Annotated in this window: 16 protein-coding genes and 1 riboswitch; of the genes, 12 read left to right on the plus strand and 4 right to left on the minus strand. The window is 33.4% G+C overall.

Features of this window, described 5'->3' with window-relative positions; all coding sequences use genetic code 11:
- Window positions 1-80: 80 nt before the first annotated feature.
- The gene (locus tag EKH84_RS10440) at window positions 81-569 is read right to left on the minus strand and encodes an HD domain-containing protein (RefSeq protein WP_127066244.1); all 489 of its coding nucleotides are present in this window, start codon (window positions 567-569) and stop codon (window positions 81-83) included.
- Complete coding sequence (locus tag EKH84_RS10445) at window positions 569-1,450, minus strand: putative ABC transporter permease (RefSeq protein WP_127066245.1); 882 nt, start codon at window positions 1,448-1,450, stop codon at window positions 569-571. The genes EKH84_RS10440 and EKH84_RS10445 overlap by 1 nt, the downstream gene beginning before the upstream one ends.
- Before the next feature lie 224 nt (window positions 1,451-1,674).
- Here EKH84_RS10445 and EKH84_RS10450 point away from each other — a divergent pair, with 224 nt between their 5' ends.
- From EKH84_RS10450 to nadC, 11 genes are all read left to right on the plus strand, one after another.
- A complete protein-coding gene (locus EKH84_RS10450; protein ID WP_127066246.1) occupies window positions 1,675-2,403 on the plus strand; it encodes an HAD-IB family hydrolase in 729 nt (242 codons plus the stop codon).
- Window positions 2,404-2,592: 189 nt separating this feature from the next.
- Window positions 2,593-4,695, plus strand: coding sequence for an N-acetylmuramoyl-L-alanine amidase family protein (locus EKH84_RS10455; RefSeq protein ID WP_190283571.1), 2,103 nt, complete (start codon window positions 2,593-2,595; stop codon window positions 4,693-4,695).
- Between the two features lie 240 nt (window positions 4,696-4,935).
- Window positions 4,936-5,841, plus strand: a complete 906-nt coding sequence (locus EKH84_RS10460) for a DUF445 domain-containing protein (protein WP_127066248.1) — start codon at window positions 4,936-4,938, stop codon at window positions 5,839-5,841.
- A gap of 152 nt (window positions 5,842-5,993) precedes the next feature.
- A complete protein-coding gene (locus tag EKH84_RS10465; RefSeq protein ID WP_013656609.1) occupies window positions 5,994-6,986 on the plus strand; it encodes a hypothetical protein in 993 nt (330 codons plus the stop codon).
- 257 nt (window positions 6,987-7,243) lie between these two features.
- Complete coding sequence (locus tag EKH84_RS10470; protein ID WP_013656610.1) at window positions 7,244-7,897, plus strand: deoxynucleoside kinase; 654 nt, start codon at window positions 7,244-7,246, stop codon at window positions 7,895-7,897.
- Between the two features lie 54 nt (window positions 7,898-7,951).
- Window positions 7,952-8,057: riboswitch (SAM riboswitch) on the plus strand.
- 89 nt (window positions 8,058-8,146) lie between these two features.
- Window positions 8,147-9,160 (plus strand): methionine ABC transporter ATP-binding protein, encoded by a 1,014-nt coding sequence (locus EKH84_RS10475; RefSeq protein ID WP_013656611.1) that lies wholly within the window; start codon window positions 8,147-8,149, stop codon window positions 9,158-9,160.
- Between the two features lies 1 nt (window position 9,161).
- Window positions 9,162-9,821: a methionine ABC transporter permease gene (locus EKH84_RS10480; RefSeq protein WP_127066249.1), complete on the plus strand. Its 660-nt coding sequence runs from the start codon at window positions 9,162-9,164 to the stop codon at window positions 9,819-9,821.
- A gap of 28 nt (window positions 9,822-9,849) precedes the next feature.
- Window positions 9,850-10,659 carry a MetQ/NlpA family ABC transporter substrate-binding protein gene (locus EKH84_RS10485; RefSeq protein WP_127066250.1) on the plus strand — a complete coding sequence of 270 codons (810 nt, stop codon included), beginning with the start codon at window positions 9,850-9,852 and terminating at the stop codon, window positions 10,657-10,659.
- A 207-nt stretch (window positions 10,660-10,866) separates the two neighbouring features.
- Window positions 10,867-11,781, plus strand: a complete 915-nt coding sequence (gene nadA, locus EKH84_RS10490; protein WP_127066251.1) for a quinolinate synthase NadA — start codon at window positions 10,867-10,869, stop codon at window positions 11,779-11,781.
- A 1-nt stretch (window position 11,782) separates the two neighbouring features.
- Window positions 11,783-13,096, plus strand: coding sequence for an L-aspartate oxidase (locus EKH84_RS10495; protein WP_127068040.1), 1,314 nt, complete (start codon window positions 11,783-11,785; stop codon window positions 13,094-13,096).
- Window positions 13,059-13,910 (plus strand): carboxylating nicotinate-nucleotide diphosphorylase, encoded by an 852-nt coding sequence (nadC, locus tag EKH84_RS10500; RefSeq protein ID WP_127066252.1) that lies wholly within the window; start codon window positions 13,059-13,061, stop codon window positions 13,908-13,910. The genes EKH84_RS10495 and nadC overlap by 38 nt, the downstream gene beginning before the upstream one ends.
- A 76-nt stretch (window positions 13,911-13,986) precedes the next feature.
- Here the strand turns inward: nadC and EKH84_RS10505 are convergent, their stop codons facing one another.
- Window positions 13,987-14,460 carry a hypothetical protein gene (locus EKH84_RS10505; RefSeq protein ID WP_013656617.1) on the minus strand — a complete coding sequence of 158 codons (474 nt, stop codon included), beginning with the start codon at window positions 14,458-14,460 and terminating at the stop codon, window positions 13,987-13,989.
- Window positions 14,461-14,499: 39 nt separating this feature from the next.
- Window positions 14,500-15,768 carry an ArsB/NhaD family transporter gene (locus tag EKH84_RS10510; protein ID WP_127066253.1) on the minus strand — a complete coding sequence of 423 codons (1,269 nt, stop codon included), beginning with the start codon at window positions 15,766-15,768 and terminating at the stop codon, window positions 14,500-14,502.
- 199 nt (window positions 15,769-15,967) lie between these two features.
- Between EKH84_RS10510 and EKH84_RS10515 the strand changes: the two genes are divergently transcribed.
- On the plus strand, window positions 15,968-17,026 hold the full coding sequence (locus EKH84_RS10515; protein WP_127066254.1) for a peptidyl-prolyl cis-trans isomerase: 1,059 nt from the start codon (window positions 15,968-15,970) through the stop codon (window positions 17,024-17,026).
- Window positions 17,027-17,036: the final 10 nt, after the last annotated feature.

Here is a 17,036-nt window from a genome sequence, read left to right on the forward strand (position 1 = left end):
ATGAAATTTGATAATAAAAAAGAGTTACGATAGATAAATCGTAACTCTTTTTGTATAAATGAAACTAAGCAAGAATAACTTTAGTAGAATTGCAAGTTTAAAGAGCGTGAAGAAGGAGCTTTTTTAAGAGTTTCCATAGTAGAGCAGCATTTATCAGCTAGACTTACAATATAAGCTTCTTTGTAGCGAGGTGGCTTAATCGTTAAAGGCCACATATGTTTTAATATAATATCTTTTTCTTTGTCGTTAAGCAAAAAATACTTTTCTGCATTAGCAAGAGCAGCTTTAGGATGTGTAAAACCATGGAGACCTTTACGGTCACCTTTTTCATGCCAGTCATAAAGGAAAAAGTCATGAAGTAAAGCGCCACGAATAATACTTTTATAGTCTGTACTTAAATGGAGGCGACGAGCAAGGTAATAACTATAGTAGGCCACTAATAAGCTGTGATCTAGGCAGGAGGTATGACCATGCTGGGTATAACCTTTCATTTGATGAATATACGGTGATGTAATAAATTCTTCTAAGGTCGTTTTAAAGTAGGAGGTTTCATCATCATTAAGTCTCATTACAAATCTTCCTTTCTAGAACGAGTAGATTCTTTTTTAGTATTGATTTTTTTGAGTTTAGATAAGGAGAGCCTAGGGAATGCTTTAAGTAAACGTTTTTCACCTAAACTGTATTTATTAATTTGATCTGTATACTTTTTGTGTAAAGCTGAAATAGCTTGACGTAATTTTTCAGAAGATGAATCACTAGCTTCCGTTAGTTGTAGTCGAAGTTTTTCCATAATGTAAGAAACCGATACATTAGATTTGTAGGTTTCAGTCCATTTCTTTAATTCTTCAGCTGTGGTGTAGAGTTTGCTTTGTTCTAATATAGTAGAGAGTTCATTACGTAATAAAGCCAAAGAAGGCATTCTAGTGCTAAGCTTAAAGGCTGAATACGTACTAAAAATACAATCTACTGTAAAAAGGATGATTAAAATACAAAGTACAATTGTTCCAGGTATTTTAGGGATTTTTCCAACTAATATTACAAAAAAAGGCTGAATATAACAGGTAAATACAAGAGCAAGTATGCCCCAAGCAATTGAAATACGAAGACATATTTTACCGTTTAGATTACATTTAAAATGGCTATAATCCCACCATGAAGCATGAAAGAGTTTCTCCATAATCATACCGGTTAAATATTCGATCGAGGTAGCAACTACTAAACCAACTATAAAAACTAAAAAAGGATTATTAGCAAAAGGAGTACAAAATAAATAGATACTACACATACCCACCCCGTAAATAGGACAGTAAAAACCAGTTAAAAAGCCACGATTAATAAATATTTTATGTTTAACAGAATTAAGTGTTGTTTCCATAAGCCAACCTAAAGTACTATATATAAAAAAATAATAAATAAGTTCATAAAATGATGTAGAAGACAAAGAAGCCATAGGTTCCTTCCTTTCTGATATAGTTTTAGTATATGAAATAAATAATGAAGAATAAAAGTTAAGCGGTATTTGAGTTAACAATAATCACTTTTTCTTTCTTCATTGTTTTTCAAATGCATCTTTAATAATTGAAGTTGAATGTTAAAAATAATAAATGTTTTGTAAATATGATAATATATAAAAAGAAGATATGCAAATAATAGTTAATATAAAGGAGTGAAAATATGATTGCAGCAGCATTTTTCGATATTGATGGGACGATTTATCGAGAAGGTCTTATAACAGAAGTATTTAAGAAGATGATTAACTATGAATACATTGATGGCAGTCAATGGTATAGTGAGGTAAGGCCAGCTTATATGAATTGGGATAAGCGAGTAGGTGACTATGATACGTATCTTTTAAAGATGGTAGATATCTATAAAGAAGCAGTAAAAGGCTTAAATGCTGAACAAATGGCTTATGTAGCAAGACGTGTTATTCAGCAAAAAGGAGAGCGTGTGTATACTTTTTCAAGACAGCAAATTAAATGGCACCAAAAAGAAAAAAATAAGGTTATTGCCATTTCAGGTTCTCCTAGTGAACTAGTTAAGGAAATGTCTAAGAAATATGAGATGGATGATTACAGAGGAACCATTTATGAATTAGATGAAAAAGGTTATTATAATGGCTCAATTGTACCGATGTGGGATGCAGTTAGCAAAAGAAAAGCTATTTTAGAAATGGTGGAAAAGTATGATATAGACTTAAGTAAAAGCTACGCATATGGAGATACGGCAGGAGATTTAACGATGTTAAGTATGGTAGGACATCCTTATGCCATTAATCCCACAAGAGAGCTAATTAGTAAAATTAATCAGGATGAAGTACTCAGAAAAAAAATTAATATTATTGTAGAGAGGAAGGATGTTATTTATCATTTAGATATTAATAATTTAAAATTAATAGATTAGTATATTTGTTGGGATTAATTAAATATTAAAAATGTTAAACAAATGTTACAGATAGAAAACAAATGCATTAAAAAACGTTGAAAAACTTAACTTTTTGATGAAAAAACTTTGTAATATTTCTCTGCTTTTGTTATAATGGAAGAGAATTACAGTGACCTAAAAGTATTTTCATTAAGGAGGAGTGACATCATGAGTAAAAAATTAGGTATAATGCTACTTGCAGCGACTTTATTCTGCACGAATGCAGTGCCAACGACAGCTGCTACTATTGTATATGATGGTAAGGCACATGAATATAATTTACCAGCTATATCACTTTATGTGAATGGCAATAAAATAGCAACAACAATGGATCCGATTCAACTAGAAGGAAGGGTGTTAGTACCAGCTAGAGAAGTATTTACACCAATGGGGGCTAAGGTAAGCTGGGATGCAAAAGCAAAACAAGTAACAGTGGCATATAAGGATACGACCATGCTTTTAACAGTTAATCAGAAGGAAGTCTGGTTAAATGGTAAAACGGTGAGCTTAGATGTACCAGCTAAGATTATTAATGATAAAGTAATGATTCCAGTTCGTTTTATTAGTGAGCAACTAGGATTTATTGTAGATTGGAATGGCAGCAACCGTCAGGTATCTATTACAGAACCAACATCACCGCCAACGGAAGAAGAAAAACCACCAGTGGAAGAAGAACCGCCAGTAGAAGAGGAAAAGCCAAGTATATCTAATGAAGAATACATAGGGACGTCTAACAAGCACCAAATTAAGCTTCCTTCTGCATCATACAGTCAAACGAAGGTAATGGAAGTATCAGTGAATGAAAATAATGGTCAACATACGACTTTTATTAGCGCAGCTTCACCTATTTCAAATGCAAAAATAGAGTTACAAGCAGGCAAAGTGATTATTGATATAGGAAATAGTAAAAGTCAATTAAGTAACACTATTTCTCCTATTAATAATACTTATATTAAAAATATTAGAACTAGTCAATTTACAACTGATACAACGCGTGTTGTACTGGATTTAAAATCAGGCGCTTTAGTAAAGGCAGGGTTCAGTGAAGATAGAAGTAGCATTATGATTCAGCTTAGTAATCAAAAGATTGAACAAATTAAATATATGCAAAAGAATGGGGCAGATACTTTATATTATAAAGGCTTAAGTAAAGATCAAATTATTCTAGATTATAATGAAAAAGAAAATCTATTAAACTTTACAGTTCCGCATACAACAATAGAGACAGCTATTAATTGGACACAATTAAATGGCCGCTATATTGACAAGGTAACTATTAACGGTGAAGACAATCAAGTTAAAGGTAGTATTTGGCTTAAGGGAAAAGTGGATTACCAGTTAACTAGCGATTATCAAGGAGCAACGCTTACTTTATCTGCTTATACAGAAGTGCCTCCAGTAGAAGAGGTTACAGACAGTTTAGTATATGTATCAGGCGATAAGCCTACCATTCAACTTTTTAACATACCTGGCTTAAATAAGAATGCTATTAAAGTTACAGATGATTATCGTAATAAGACGTTAGTATTTGATCTTGGCAAAGATTATAGCAGTGTCCTCAAAAATAATAACATGGTTATTAATGATACAAGAATTAATAAAATACAAGTTGCTACTAATGGAACAACTAAAATCACAGTAGTAACCCAAAAGGTATATGCGTATAATTTCTATGAATCAGATGGGAAAATTTCATTACAAATGGTTAGACCAAAGGAAAAGTATAATCAAATTGTTGTGTTAGATGCAGGTCATGGTGGTTCTGATAGTGGAGCAGTAGGTAATGGTATAACAGAAAAAGGGATTAACTATAAGCAAGCCATGGCACTTTATAAGTTATTAGAGGCCGATTCACAAATTAAAGTTTATATGACAAGAGAAACAGATGTTTATCCGACGCTCCAATTTAGAACAACTTTAGCGAATGATATCGAGGCGGATTTATTTGTAAGTATTCATAATAATTCAGCTTCAGCTTCGATTAGAGGATCGGAAACACTGTACTTCCCTAGTACTACAGATACAAGAGGAAAACAAGTGGCTCAAATTGTACAAAACGCTTTAGTTAATAAATGTGGCATGATTAATAGGGGGATTAAAGCACGTTCAGACTTATATGTTTTACGTACAAGCAATATGCCAGCAATACTGATTGAAACAGGATTTATTAGTAACTCAGCAGAAGCAGCTTTGCTTAATAGTACGGCCTTTACAAACAAATGGGCCCAGGCTATTTATGAAAGTATTGTAGAGAGCTTTAGATTTTTGTAGCATCCTAGTGTGTTAAATTAGATTAGTAAATAAAAGAGAAAGTATTCTTTATAGAGGGAATACTTTCTCTTTTATTTTACACTTTATTTTCATGAAATTTTAATAAATCTATGGTATAAACAAACTAATTGATAAATAAAGTATGAGTCGTAAATAAAAGGGAAATACTAGAAATAAGTAAGAAAATAAGTTAGAATCAACAGGCTTATGAAAGATACATAGGGAAAGGATGAGAAAGAGATGAACTGGAACTTTTTGTTAGGCCCTTTAGTAGGTGCTATTATTGGTTATATTACAAATGGTATTGCCATTAAGATGTTATTTAGACCATTAAATCCAATTACTATAGGAGGTTATACACTACCTTTTACGCCAGGAGTTATTCCAAAAGAAAAAAAACGTCTTGCCAAAAGTATAGGAAGAGTAGTGAGTAGAGAGCTTTTAAATGAAGAAGTATTTAGAAAAGCACTATTAAAACCAGAAATATATGAGAGATTAGAAGAAAAGGTAGACTACTATATTGACACGTACCAAGCTAATGACAAAAAATTAGGAGAAATAGGAAACGAATTTTTGGGTAAAGAAAGGGCTATTTTTTTATTATGCGAAGCCGAAGAAAATGCCACTTCTCTTATTTACACAAAGGTTGTTAATATGGAACTAGGCAAGATTATTGTAGATAAATTAATAGGAACGTTAAAAGGTGGTGCATTAAGCCACTTATTAGGACCTATGAGTTTTCTAGTAAAAGACCAAATGTTAGATAGTCTAGGTGATAAGATTGAACCGGCTATTTCTCAAATGATTGTAGATGAAGCAGAAGGAATTATAAGACAAGCTGTAGAGGAGGAAAGTAATAACCTGAAAGAAACCTCGGTGGGAGATTGGGTAACCAAGCTAGATCCCTATAGAGACATCATCAAAAAAGTAGTCATTAAATCTTATGAAGGTTTGGTAAGGAATGGGCTTAGTACTGCTCTTGAAAAGTTAGATTTAGCTCAGATGATAGAAGAACGCATTATGGCATTTGATACTTTAGAAATGGAAAATTTAATTCTTGAGATTATGAATAAAGAACTTAATAGGCTAGTATGGTTAGGCGCTTTACTTGGTGGTATTATGGGGTGTGTAATGAGTTTTTTCTAAGAGATAAAAAGTTATTTATGATTAGAAAAAGTGCTGATTTTCATAGGGGATAGGCATATTGACTAGAATAGTGTTGAATAAACCTAGGATTAGTGGTAAGATTCAATAAGAGGAAGTATATAAAGTCGCAATAACAGGAAGGGAGATGGACAATGAGACAGCAAAGAAAATGGGCAGTTTTTCTCATTATGAGTTTAATTGTAAGTACATTTTTAGTAGGTTGTAATGGGGAGAATGGGCCAAAGCCAACACAGGAAATTGAAAGCCCGTCACCTACCGCCACAGCAGAAACAACAGAAAGTAGCTATAATAGCGCTTTTGAAAAATATAATAACAATATTACTGAACTAGGGCTAGTTATTAATGCGCCAGATCAGGAAGCCATCAATAGCTTACCTCAGGTAGAAACCTATAAACAGATGGATACAAAAGATAATCTAATGATTATACCCAAATATAACGGTTCAAAAATTACAATTAGCAAAGTAGAGTATACAGGTGAACGCTTTATTGCAAAAGATACCTTATATGCAAAAGAAGGAACACCAGAAGGTTATGGTCTACTTCTGTATGCTGTAAGACCAGAAGGTATTCCGCAGATTATGATTACAGTGACCTACAAAAATAAAAGTATTGACTATGTTATAGCTGAAGATGGGAAAAATGGTCATGAAGGTATTGAATATCTAAAGCTTGAAACAGATGATATGGGGATGCCCCATTCAGGCGAAATGATTACACCTATTCAAGATGCTACATATTTAGAAGGTTTAAATCGTTTTAGTAGTTTTGATGTAGATTTTGATTTAGATGGTAGCAATGAAACCATTGAGGTCTACTGTCAAGGAGAAATAACGGATGATGGCAGTTATTTTTTAGATGATGGCCAAGTTTGGACCTTAGTTGTCAAAAAAGGTGATGATATTTATCCGTTATTTGAAAAAAGTTATATTCAATTAGGCGGCTTAGAATATTTAGTTTATATAGATTATAACGATTATGAAAGAGTACATGTATTAGTTCAGTATAAAGCTGGAGCAGGTATGATGACATTTGATTGTGTTTATGATGAAGAAACTGGTAACTTTAGGCGTGATACAGTTTATGAAGCAAGTAATATCAACATTTTGAAAGATTGGAAGTAAGATAGAAAACTGTGTTTAAAAGTGAGAGCTTTTAAACACAGTTTTTTGATGTAATCACATGATAATAGATAATAAAGAATTGTAAATAGGTGATAGGTGATTTAGCAATAGCAGAAGGTTATGATTTTAAAAGTAAGTCTATAATGTTATGAAAATAAGTCCAAATGAAACATGCCTATCAATCAATTGACAATGATTATGTAAACACTTATGATAGAAGAAGTTGTTTTGAGATAAGTGAGAAGGATAGGTGAAGAATGTTGCTAGTTGTTGGTGGGATGATAGGTCTGGGAAAAACCAGTGTTGCAGAGCTTTTAGGAGAGCATTTTGGAACGGAAGTATTTTATGAAAGTGTAGATAATAATCCAATTTTACCTCTTTTTTATACTTCAAGTGAAGAAGAAATAGAAAAGAAAAGATATCCCTTTTTATTACAATTACATTTTTTAGATACACGTTTTAGAAGTATTAAAAGTGCATTGTATCATGATAATAACGTACTTGATCGTAGTATTTATGAAGATTGGTATTTTGCTAAAGTTAATAATGACCTAGGAAGAATCTCGGATTTAGAATTTCAAATGTATGATCGTTTGTTAGATAATATGATGCAAGAGTTAAAGGAACTTCCTAAGAAAGCACCTGATTTAATGATTTATTTAAAGGGATCATTTGAAACAGTGCTATCGCGTATTATGAAACGTGGTAGAAGCTATGAATTAGATGCACAGCTTGAAGCTTATTATAGACAACTATGGGAAGGATATGATGAATGGGTGATGAGTCATTATCATGCCAGTGAAGTTGTAGTCATTGATATGGATCGCTATGATGTAGTAAGCCGCAGGGAAGATGCGTTAGAAGTATTAGCATTAGTAGAAAGCAAATTAAAGATGATTAGAAAAAAATAGAAATTATTTCTTGACTTTTCAAATTAACATGATTATACTAAGTATCAATAGAAAAGCTTATCTAGAGAGGTGGAGGGAACAGGCCCTATGATACCTCAGCAACCACACTTAAGTGAAAGGTGCTAATTCCTGCAGAACCTAAGGTTCTGGAAGATAAGGGCGGATGAATCAAAGCAAAGTAAACCTCTCTTATTTTTAGTGATCATTAAAAATAAGAGAGGTTTACTTTGTTTCTAGAAGGAGGAAAAAATGGAGAAAGTATTCAATCAGCCAATTATATCTTTACAGAATTTAAGTAAAACCTATTCAGTAGATCAAGGAACATTCACGGCATTAAAAGATGTTAACTTAGATATTTATAAAGGAGACATTTATGGCATCATTGGTATGAGTGGCGCTGGAAAAAGTACCCTCGTAAGATGTATTAATTATCTAGAAGAGCCAACCAAAGGTAAAGTATACTTTGATGGAAAAGATTTAGGTACATTAAGTGCGGTAGAATTTAGGAAAGCCAGACAGTCTATGAGTATGATTTTTCAACAATTTAATTTGTTGATGCAACGTACAGCAGAAGATAATGTTTGTTTTCCATTAGAAATTGCAGGTATGAAGAAAAAAGAAGCAAGAGAAAAAGCTAAAGAGTTATTAGCGGTAGTTGGGTTAAGTGATAAAGCGAAATCATATCCTTCACAGCTTTCAGGAGGGCAGAAGCAAAGAGTAGCCATTGCTAGGGCATTAGCTACTAATCCTAAGGTGCTTTTATGTGATGAAGCCACATCGGCCTTAGACCCAAGTACAACTCAATCTATTTTAGCATTGCTAAAAGAAATTAATCAGAAGTTTGGTATTACCATTGTTATTATTACCCACGAAATGAAGGTTGTAGAGGAGATTTGTTCTCATGTTGCCATTATTGCAGATAGTCAAATTGTAGAGGTTGGAACAGTAGAAGAAGTGTTCACTCATCCTCAAAGTCAAGTAGGGCAGCAACTCGTTTATCCAAATGGCATGCCACCTAGTCAGTACATAGGCACGAAATGTGCACGCATTATTTTTGATGGCAGTTCAGCTTATGATCCAGCTATAGCAAGTATGATTTTAGAGTGTAAGGCTCATGTCAATATTATCTATGCAGATATGAAACAGGTAGGAGATAAAGCAATGGGACAAATGGTACTTCAATTGCCAGAGGATACAAGTCAAGCAATGCGTGTCTTAGATTACTTAAGACAAAGAGAACTAATTGTAGAGGAGGTTATGTAAAATGTGGGATGTTGAAATGATTAAAACCATTACAATAGGGATATTCGAGACCTTATACATGACCTTATTTTCTACTTTATTAGCTTATATGATAGGTTTACCTTTGGGTATAGCCTTAGTTGTTACAGAAAAAGGAAATTTATTGCCTAGTAAATGGCTTAACAGCATTTTAAATGTGATAGTCAATATAACACGCTCAGTACCTTTCTTGATTCTACTTATTTTTATTCAACCTTTTACAAGATGGGTGGTGGGAACCACTATAGGGTCAACAGCAACTGTTGTACCTTTAGTTGTAGCAGCAGCCCCTTTTATCGGGCGAATGGTAGAGTCTTCTATTAAAGAATTAGATCACGGCATTATCGAAGCAGCTCTTTCTATGGGAGCTACACCTTTTCAAATTATCTGGAAAGTGATGTTACCTGAAACGAAACCTTCTTTATGGATAGGTGCTTCTATTACAGCTACAACTATTTTAGGCTATTCAGCAATGGCTGGCTTTACAAGTGGTGGTGGTCTTGGAGATATTGCCATTCGTTATGGCTTTTATCGTTATCAAACAGAAGTGATGTTAGTAACGGTAATCTTATTAGTCATTATCGTTCAATGTATTCAAGGTATAGGTATGAAAATAGCAACAAAGCAAGATAAAAGAAAATAAATCTTAATGAAAACCAGGGGGAAATAAAATGAAAAAATTATTAACTTTAAGTTTGGTAGCTGTATTATCACTTTCACTTCTTGCAGGTTGTGGCAAAAGTGAAGCAAGTAATAAAATTGTTGTAGGAGCATCTACATCACCACACGCAGAGATTCTAGCAGTAGCAAAACCTATTTTGAAAGAAAAAGGCTATGATCTTGAAATTAAGGAGTTTTCAGATTATGTGCAGCCTAACCTAACACTTGAAAATAAAGAATTAGATGCTAATTATTTTCAACATAAACCTTATTTAGATGATTTTAATAGTAAGAATGGTACACATCTTGTATCAGTAGCAGCTGTCCACTATGAGCCATTTGGCATTTATCCAGGAAAATCATCTAGTATAGATGATATCAAAGATGGAGCTAAAATTGCGGTACCCAATGATACAACTAATGAGGCAAGAGCTTTAATGCTTCTTCAAGATTTAGGTATCATTACTGTAGATGAGTCAGCAGGTTTAGCAGCAACTAAAACAGATATTACTTCAAATCCTCGTAACATTGAAATAGTAGAAATTGAAGCAGCTCAGCTTGTACGTACACTTCAAGATGTGGATTTTGCAGTTATTAATGGTAATTATGCTATTCAAGGTGGACTTAATGTAGAAGAGGATGCTCTAGCAAAAGAGGCAGCAGATTCTTTAATGGCCCAAACTTATGCTAATATTTTAGCTGTACGTGAAGGCGACGAAAATAGAGAAGATATTAAAGCACTTATTGAAGCTTTAGGAAGCAAGGAAGTAAAAGACTTTATTGCAGAGAAGTACCAAGGTTCAGTGGTAAGCTTAAATTAATGATAGAGAGCTGTTGTATTAGCAATTTTATTTGTTAATACAACAGCTCTTTTTTATTTAGTACCATGCTATGAGATTAATAACATTAAATAGGAAGAAATTTGAATTCAACAAAATGACTTAGTAGGTGTCTTTACACATGTATTGATTATTTAAGAGGATGATGTTATATTAAATAAAGTATAACTTGATAAGTGAGGCGAGAAAATGAATGTAGTTAATACAATAGAGCAAATTAGGTCTTTAAAAAAACAAAAAAATGCACTTATTGTAGCACATTATTATGTAGATGATTCCGTGCAAGAAATAGCAGATTACGTAGGAGATTCTTATTATTTAAGCAAAGTATGCATGGATAGACCAGAACAACTGATTATCTTTTGCGGTGTTAGATTTATGGGGGAAAGTGCTAAGATTCTTAATCCTTATAAACAGGTAGTTATGGCAGAGGAGCATGCTGATTGCCCAATGGCTCATATGATAGAAATAGAAAAGATTAGAGAAATGCGAGCGGCTTATAAAGATTTAGCGGTTGTATGCTATATTAACTCAACCACAGAGATTAAAGCAGAAGCCGATGTGATCGTCACTTCCTCTAATGCTTTAGAGATTGTGGGTCAGCTACCCGAAAAAAATATTTTCTTTATACCAGATGAACATTTAGGTCGTTATATTGCTGAGCAATTACCAGAAAAAAATTTCATTTTTAATGATGGTTTTTGTCATGTACATACAAGTATTACAGTAGAAAGTTTAAAGACTGCTATGGCTGCGCAACCAGAGGCCAAGGTTCTAGTTCATCCTGAGTGCCCTAAAGTCATTACAGAATTAGCAGATTATGTAGGAAGCACTTCAGGTATTATTGATTACGCTACTCATGACCCTGCTGAGAAATTTATTATTGGGACTGAAATGGGTATTCTATATGAACTTAAAAAGAAAAATCCTCACAAGCAATTTTATGCCGTAGGTCACAGACAATTTTGTCCTAATATGAAACGCATTAGTTTAGAGGATGTCTACCATGCCCTAGATACATTAAAGCATCCTGTTGAATTAGACGAAGAAATGAGAAGAAAGGCAGAAGGTGCTCTTAGTAAGATGCATCAATTGGCAAAATAAAATGAAACAAGCATATGATGTAGTCATTGTAGGGACAGGTGTTTCAGGATTATTTTGTGCACTTCATTTACCTGAGACTGTAAACATCTTAATGATTACCAAAGGTCAATTAGAAGAAAGTAACTCTTTTTTAGCACAAGGGGGCATTTGTGTTTTAAAAGATGCAGGGGATTTTGAAAGTTATGTAGAAGATACCTTAAAAGCAGGAAAATATGAAAATGATAGAACAGCTGTAGAAACCATAATTCGAGAATCTAGAGAAATCATTAATGAGTTAATTGCTCTAGGTGTAGATTTTGACAAGGAAAAAGGTGAACTAGTTTACACAAAAGAAGCAGCACACAGCACGAATCGCATTTTACATCACAAAGATGTAACAGGAAAAGAAATTACAAGTAAACTTTTAGCTGCCGTTAAACAAAGAGCTAATATCGAGCTATTAGAACAATGTACACTAGTAGATTTGATTAAAAATAATAAAACAGCATATGGGGTAATGGTCTATTATAAAGGAAGTTATCATGCCGTTTATGCCAAGGATATTGTACTTGCTACAGGTGGTATAGGGGGTATTTTTAAAGCAAGCACCAATTTTTCACATCTAACAGGTGATGGAGTAGCTATTGCATTAAAACATCAGGTACAAGTAGCAGATATTCACTACATCCAGATTCATCCTACAACCCTCTATAGTCAAAAACAAGGGAAACGCTTTTTAATCTCTGAGGCTGTACGAGGAGAAGGTGCGTATTTGCTCAATCCTAAAGGAGAACGTTTTGTAGATGAGTTATTGCCAAGAGATATTGTATCAGCTAGAGTAAGCGAAGAAATGCTTAAATTTCAAACAGATCATGTGTACTTAAGTGTGAAGCACTTAGATGGAGAATATATTAAAAAGCGCTTTCCTAATATATATGAGGCTTGTAAAGAAGAAGGGTATGATTTGACCAAAGAGGATATTCCTGTTACACCAGCTCAACACTATTTTATGGGTGGTATTGCAGTTGACCTTAGGGGAAGAACATCACTTAAACATTTATATGCAGTTGGAGAAACAAGCCGTACAGGGGTACATGGAGCTAATCGTCTAGCAAGTAATTCACTTTTGGAAGGATTAGTATTTGCTAAAAAGGTTGCACTCGATATAAAAGCAAGTGATATGTTTTTGTCCAAAGGGCCTATAGGTATTCCTATCATTGAGGAATCTATAGAAGAGATAAAAGCAAATTACGAGACTCTTTTATTAGAAGCAATCAAAAGAAAGGATGAAAATTTTTATGTTAGATGGTTTCATAAACAATATAAATGTGGATGAGCATATATTAAATGCAATCAAAGAAGATATCACCAGCGAAGATGTAACGACTATGGCAATTATGAAAGAAAAGCAACAGGGAGAAGTACAACTTATTTGTAAGGAGGATGGCATATTAGCAGGCCTTAGTGTTTTTAGACGTACCTTTGAATTAATAGGAAATATTGAGATGCAAACAAGTTATAAAGATGGGAATGAAGTTAAAAAAGGAGAGATTATTGCTAGTATAAGAGGTGATATTAGAGTACTACTTTCCGGAGAACGTACAGCTTTAAATTATTTACAACGTATGAGTGGTATAGCTAGCTTTACTCATGAATTGGTTGAGGAATTAAAAGGTACAAAGACGACGTTACTTGATACGAGAAAAACGACGCCAGGTATGAGGGTATTTGAAAAGTATGCAGTTAAAGTAGGGGGAGGAACTAACCATCGCTTTAATCTAACAGATGGTGTACTTATTAAAGATAATCATATAGGGGCAGCAGGTAGTATTACAGCTGCAGTTAAAGCTTGCAAAGCATATGCACCTTTTGTACGTAAAATAGAAGTGGAAGTGGAAAATTTAGACATGGTGAAAGAAGCTCTAGAAGCAGGAGCAGATATTATTATGCTAGATAATATGGATATAGAAACTATGAAGCAAGCAGTGGTACTTATAGGAGATAGAGCTCAGACAGAATGTTCTGGTAATGTCAATAAAGAGCGTTTAAAAGCTATTGCAGCTGCAGGTGTAGACTATGTCTCTTGTGGCGCATTGACTCATTCTTCTCCAATTTTGGATTTTTCCTTAAAGCATCTTAAACATATATAATAGAGATTCACTAAAAAGGCTGTTGCGTAAGGCGTATGGAGACAGTTCCATAACCCCATGCAATAGCTTTTTTTCGTTAATCCTTTAATATGATATGAGTACTTTTAGCTTTCATTTGATGAACTAAGTCGCTTAATTGATGAAGTTGATGATAAAATTGATCAAGTTGTTCTTTTGGAATATTATAATTTAAAAACAAAGATTCTATATCACTAGAGACATAACCTAGCGTATTAGTAATCCCTAAAAAGAGCTCAAAATTAGAACTATTACATGCAGTTTTGAATTTACGAATATCACGCTTAATAAAGTCTATAATTTCATCATGGTTTGTAAAAAGTCCCTTTGGGAGAGGATAGGGGGAAATACGCTGTAGAAAATACTTACTTTTTGCGTTAATATTATATACATAAGAGACCGTAATATTCTTTTTAAGTTTAAATTTGATATAATAGAGGCGGCTATTAATATCTATGATATCCGTAGCACCCAGTTGTTTTAAAGGAACTAAAAGCATATCGCCCGTTGTTGCATTGACACTAAGATCCATTAGGTTGCCTTCTTTCTATAATAGTAAGTTAAAGTAAGATTATACATAAAAGATTAGAAGATAGAGGGTAGAAACAACAATAGAAATAATCATTAAAGGAAATCCAATTTTCAAGTAATATTTAAAGGAAATTTTATGACCATTGCGGGCACCAATGTTGGCTAGAACCAAGTTGGCAGAAGCACCTATTAAAGTACCATTGCCACCTAGGCATGCGCCTAGAGAAATAGCCCACCAAAGGGGCCAAGTATTAACCCCGCCTTTACCCATGGTAAGGACTAGTGGAATGAGTGTTGCTACAAAAGGAATATTGTCTAAAAAGCCAGAGACAATGGCAGAAAGCCAAAGAAGTGAAATAACGGTTAAAGTAGGATGGCCAGCAGTAATACGTAATAAGTAATTGGCTATATTTTCTATAATTCCTACAGCTTCAAGGCCACCTACAAGGACAAAAAGTCCGGCAAAGAAAGCAATAGTAGGCCATTCAATGCTGGAGAAGATTTCCTCGATATCTTGCCCACTGATGAGTAAGATAAGAGTAGCACCTGTTAGTGCTACAATACTGGAAGATATGCCAATGTTTTCATGAAAAATAAAACCAAGAAGAATAAGAAAAATAACAATAATACTTTTTATAAGTAAAGGATGGTTTGTAATGGCTTTTTTTTCATCTAATGCCATGATTTCTTCTTTTTGTTCTTTTTTGACGACTAATTGTTTACGATAAATGAAATAAAGTAAAGCTAAGGTGATTACGAGAATAACAATAATAATAGGGCCTAGATTGACTACAAAATCTAGAAAGCCTAATCCTGCAGCGCTACCAATCATAATATTGGGAGGATCACCAATAAGCGTAGAGGTACCACCTATATTAGAAGCAATAATTTCTGTGACAAGAAAGGGGATCGGATTAATTTTTAATATTTGAGTAATAACTAAGGTCATCGGGCCGATAAGTAAAACGGTAGTCACATTATCTAAAATAGCTGATAAAATAGCAGTAATAATAGCAAAGCCAATAAGTATTTTCCAAGCATCACCTTTAACAAGTTTAGCAGTATAGATGGCTAAGTACTCGAAAAGTCCAGAATTTTTTATAGTAGAGACAACTAGCATCATACCTATTAAGACGCCTATAGTATTAAAGTCAATTGTACTAGAGACAGCATCAGCTGGTAAAATACCTGTTAGTACCATTGCCATAGCACCCCCCATAGCAGCTAAAGTACGATTAACTTTTTCCGACATGATGCAAAGAATAACGATAATAAAAATTAGGCTTGCAATTAAAATTGAAGCATTCATTGTATAAGCTCCTTTAAATAGATTAGTCATAGGTTGTTGTTACCTATAGAATAACTTTTTTTAACAGGTTTTATACACATGACATATTTACAACACTGTATTATAATATAGTAGTTGCTTTTGAAAACATGGAAAAGCAATAATACTTATGTTAGAATAGTAAAAAGAAAATAATAAAAAGTTAGTGAGGCCAATAAAGATGAAAATAGTAAAAAAACTAATGATGTGTGGTTTAGTAGCGATGCTTAGTGTGAGTATGGTGGCTTGTGGAGAAAAGAAAACAGAAGATACTAAGGCTACAGCAGGAACAAATGAAACAGCAGGTACAGATAGTGAGGCAGCTAAAACAGTACTTGCTACTGTTAATGGTGTAGAAATTCTTCAAGGCGATTTAGATAAAGTATATAATAGTATGGTAGCTGAGTATCAATCTTATTATGGAGAAAGTGAAGAGATGTTAACTTTCTTAAAACAACAAAAACCAGGTTTATTAACAGGGCTTATTAACAGAGAACTTCTTAAACAAAAAGCAAAAGAATTAAATATTACTTGTACAGATGAAGAAGTAGAGAAAATTTACAGTGACCTAGTAAGTACTTATGGTGAAGAACAAGTACAAGAAGTTATTAAAGCTAATGGCTTTACAACAGAAACATATAAAGCTCAAATCAAAGAAGATGAAGCATTATCAAAAGTACAAGAGAAAATGCAAGAAGGCGAAATTAAAGTTACTGATGAAGATGTCAAAAAATATTATGATGAAAATATAGACTCTTTTACTACAGGCGCAGGTGCTAATATGGAGCACATACTTGTAAAGGTAGCAGATACAGATACAGATGATTATAAAAAGAAATGTGATGAAGCTGTTAAGACGATTGAAAAGGAAATTACGGATGGTACAACTTTTGATGAGTTAAAAACTAAATATACAGCAGATGGTATTGACACAAATATGTATGTTGTGGAGGATTTAGGTTTTGTACAATATGAGCAACCTAATTATGATACAGCCTTTTTAGCAGGAGCAAAAGAGGTTAAAGAAGGAGAAATTTCTAAGGCAGTAAAAAGTAGTTTTGGTTATCACTTTATCAAAGTAGAAGGTATTAAAGATAAAGAGGTAAAACCATTAGAAGATGTTAAAGCACAAATTACAACAACTTTAGAAAATGAACAAAAAAATGCTTACTATAATGCAAAACTAGAAGAGTGGACAAAAGCAGCTAAAATTGAAAAATTTGAGGACCGTATGCAATAAGATACAAGGA

The organism is Cellulosilyticum sp. WCF-2, assembly GCF_003990395.1.
GTDB lineage: Bacteria > Bacillota > Clostridia > Lachnospirales > Cellulosilyticaceae > Cellulosilyticum > Cellulosilyticum lentocellum.

What these genes read in the sequence shown, in the direction of transcription:
- EKH84_RS10440 (WP_127066244.1), bottom strand. Translation starts at nt 569, where the DNA reads ATGAGACTTAATGATGATGAAACCTCCTACTTTAAAACGACCTTAGAA.
- EKH84_RS10445 (WP_127066245.1), bottom strand. Translation starts at nt 1,450, where the DNA reads ATGGCTTCTTTGTCTTCTACATCATTTTATGAACTTATTTATTATTTT.
- EKH84_RS10450 (WP_127066246.1), top strand. Translation starts at nt 1,675, where the DNA reads ATGATTGCAGCAGCATTTTTCGATATTGATGGGACGATTTATCGAGAA.
- EKH84_RS10455 (WP_190283571.1), top strand. Translation starts at nt 2,593, where the DNA reads ATGAGTAAAAAATTAGGTATAATGCTACTTGCAGCGACTTTATTCTGC.
- EKH84_RS10460 (WP_127066248.1), top strand. Translation starts at nt 4,936, where the DNA reads ATGAACTGGAACTTTTTGTTAGGCCCTTTAGTAGGTGCTATTATTGGT.
- EKH84_RS10465 (WP_013656609.1), top strand. Translation starts at nt 5,994, where the DNA reads ATGAGACAGCAAAGAAAATGGGCAGTTTTTCTCATTATGAGTTTAATT.
- EKH84_RS10470 (WP_013656610.1), top strand. Translation starts at nt 7,244, where the DNA reads ATGTTGCTAGTTGTTGGTGGGATGATAGGTCTGGGAAAAACCAGTGTT.
- EKH84_RS10475 (WP_013656611.1), top strand. Translation starts at nt 8,147, where the DNA reads ATGGAGAAAGTATTCAATCAGCCAATTATATCTTTACAGAATTTAAGT.
- EKH84_RS10480 (WP_127066249.1), top strand. Translation starts at nt 9,162, where the DNA reads ATGTGGGATGTTGAAATGATTAAAACCATTACAATAGGGATATTCGAG.
- EKH84_RS10485 (WP_127066250.1), top strand. Translation starts at nt 9,850, where the DNA reads ATGAAAAAATTATTAACTTTAAGTTTGGTAGCTGTATTATCACTTTCA.
- nadA (WP_127066251.1), top strand. Translation starts at nt 10,867, where the DNA reads ATGAATGTAGTTAATACAATAGAGCAAATTAGGTCTTTAAAAAAACAA.
- EKH84_RS10495 (WP_127068040.1), top strand. Translation starts at nt 11,783, where the DNA reads ATGAAACAAGCATATGATGTAGTCATTGTAGGGACAGGTGTTTCAGGA.
- nadC (WP_127066252.1), top strand. Translation starts at nt 13,059, where the DNA reads ATGTTAGATGGTTTCATAAACAATATAAATGTGGATGAGCATATATTA.
- EKH84_RS10505 (WP_013656617.1), bottom strand. Translation starts at nt 14,460, where the DNA reads ATGGATCTTAGTGTCAATGCAACAACGGGCGATATGCTTTTAGTTCCT.
- EKH84_RS10510 (WP_127066253.1), bottom strand. Translation starts at nt 15,768, where the DNA reads ATGAATGCTTCAATTTTAATTGCAAGCCTAATTTTTATTATCGTTATT.
- EKH84_RS10515 (WP_127066254.1), top strand. Translation starts at nt 15,968, where the DNA reads ATGAAAATAGTAAAAAAACTAATGATGTGTGGTTTAGTAGCGATGCTT.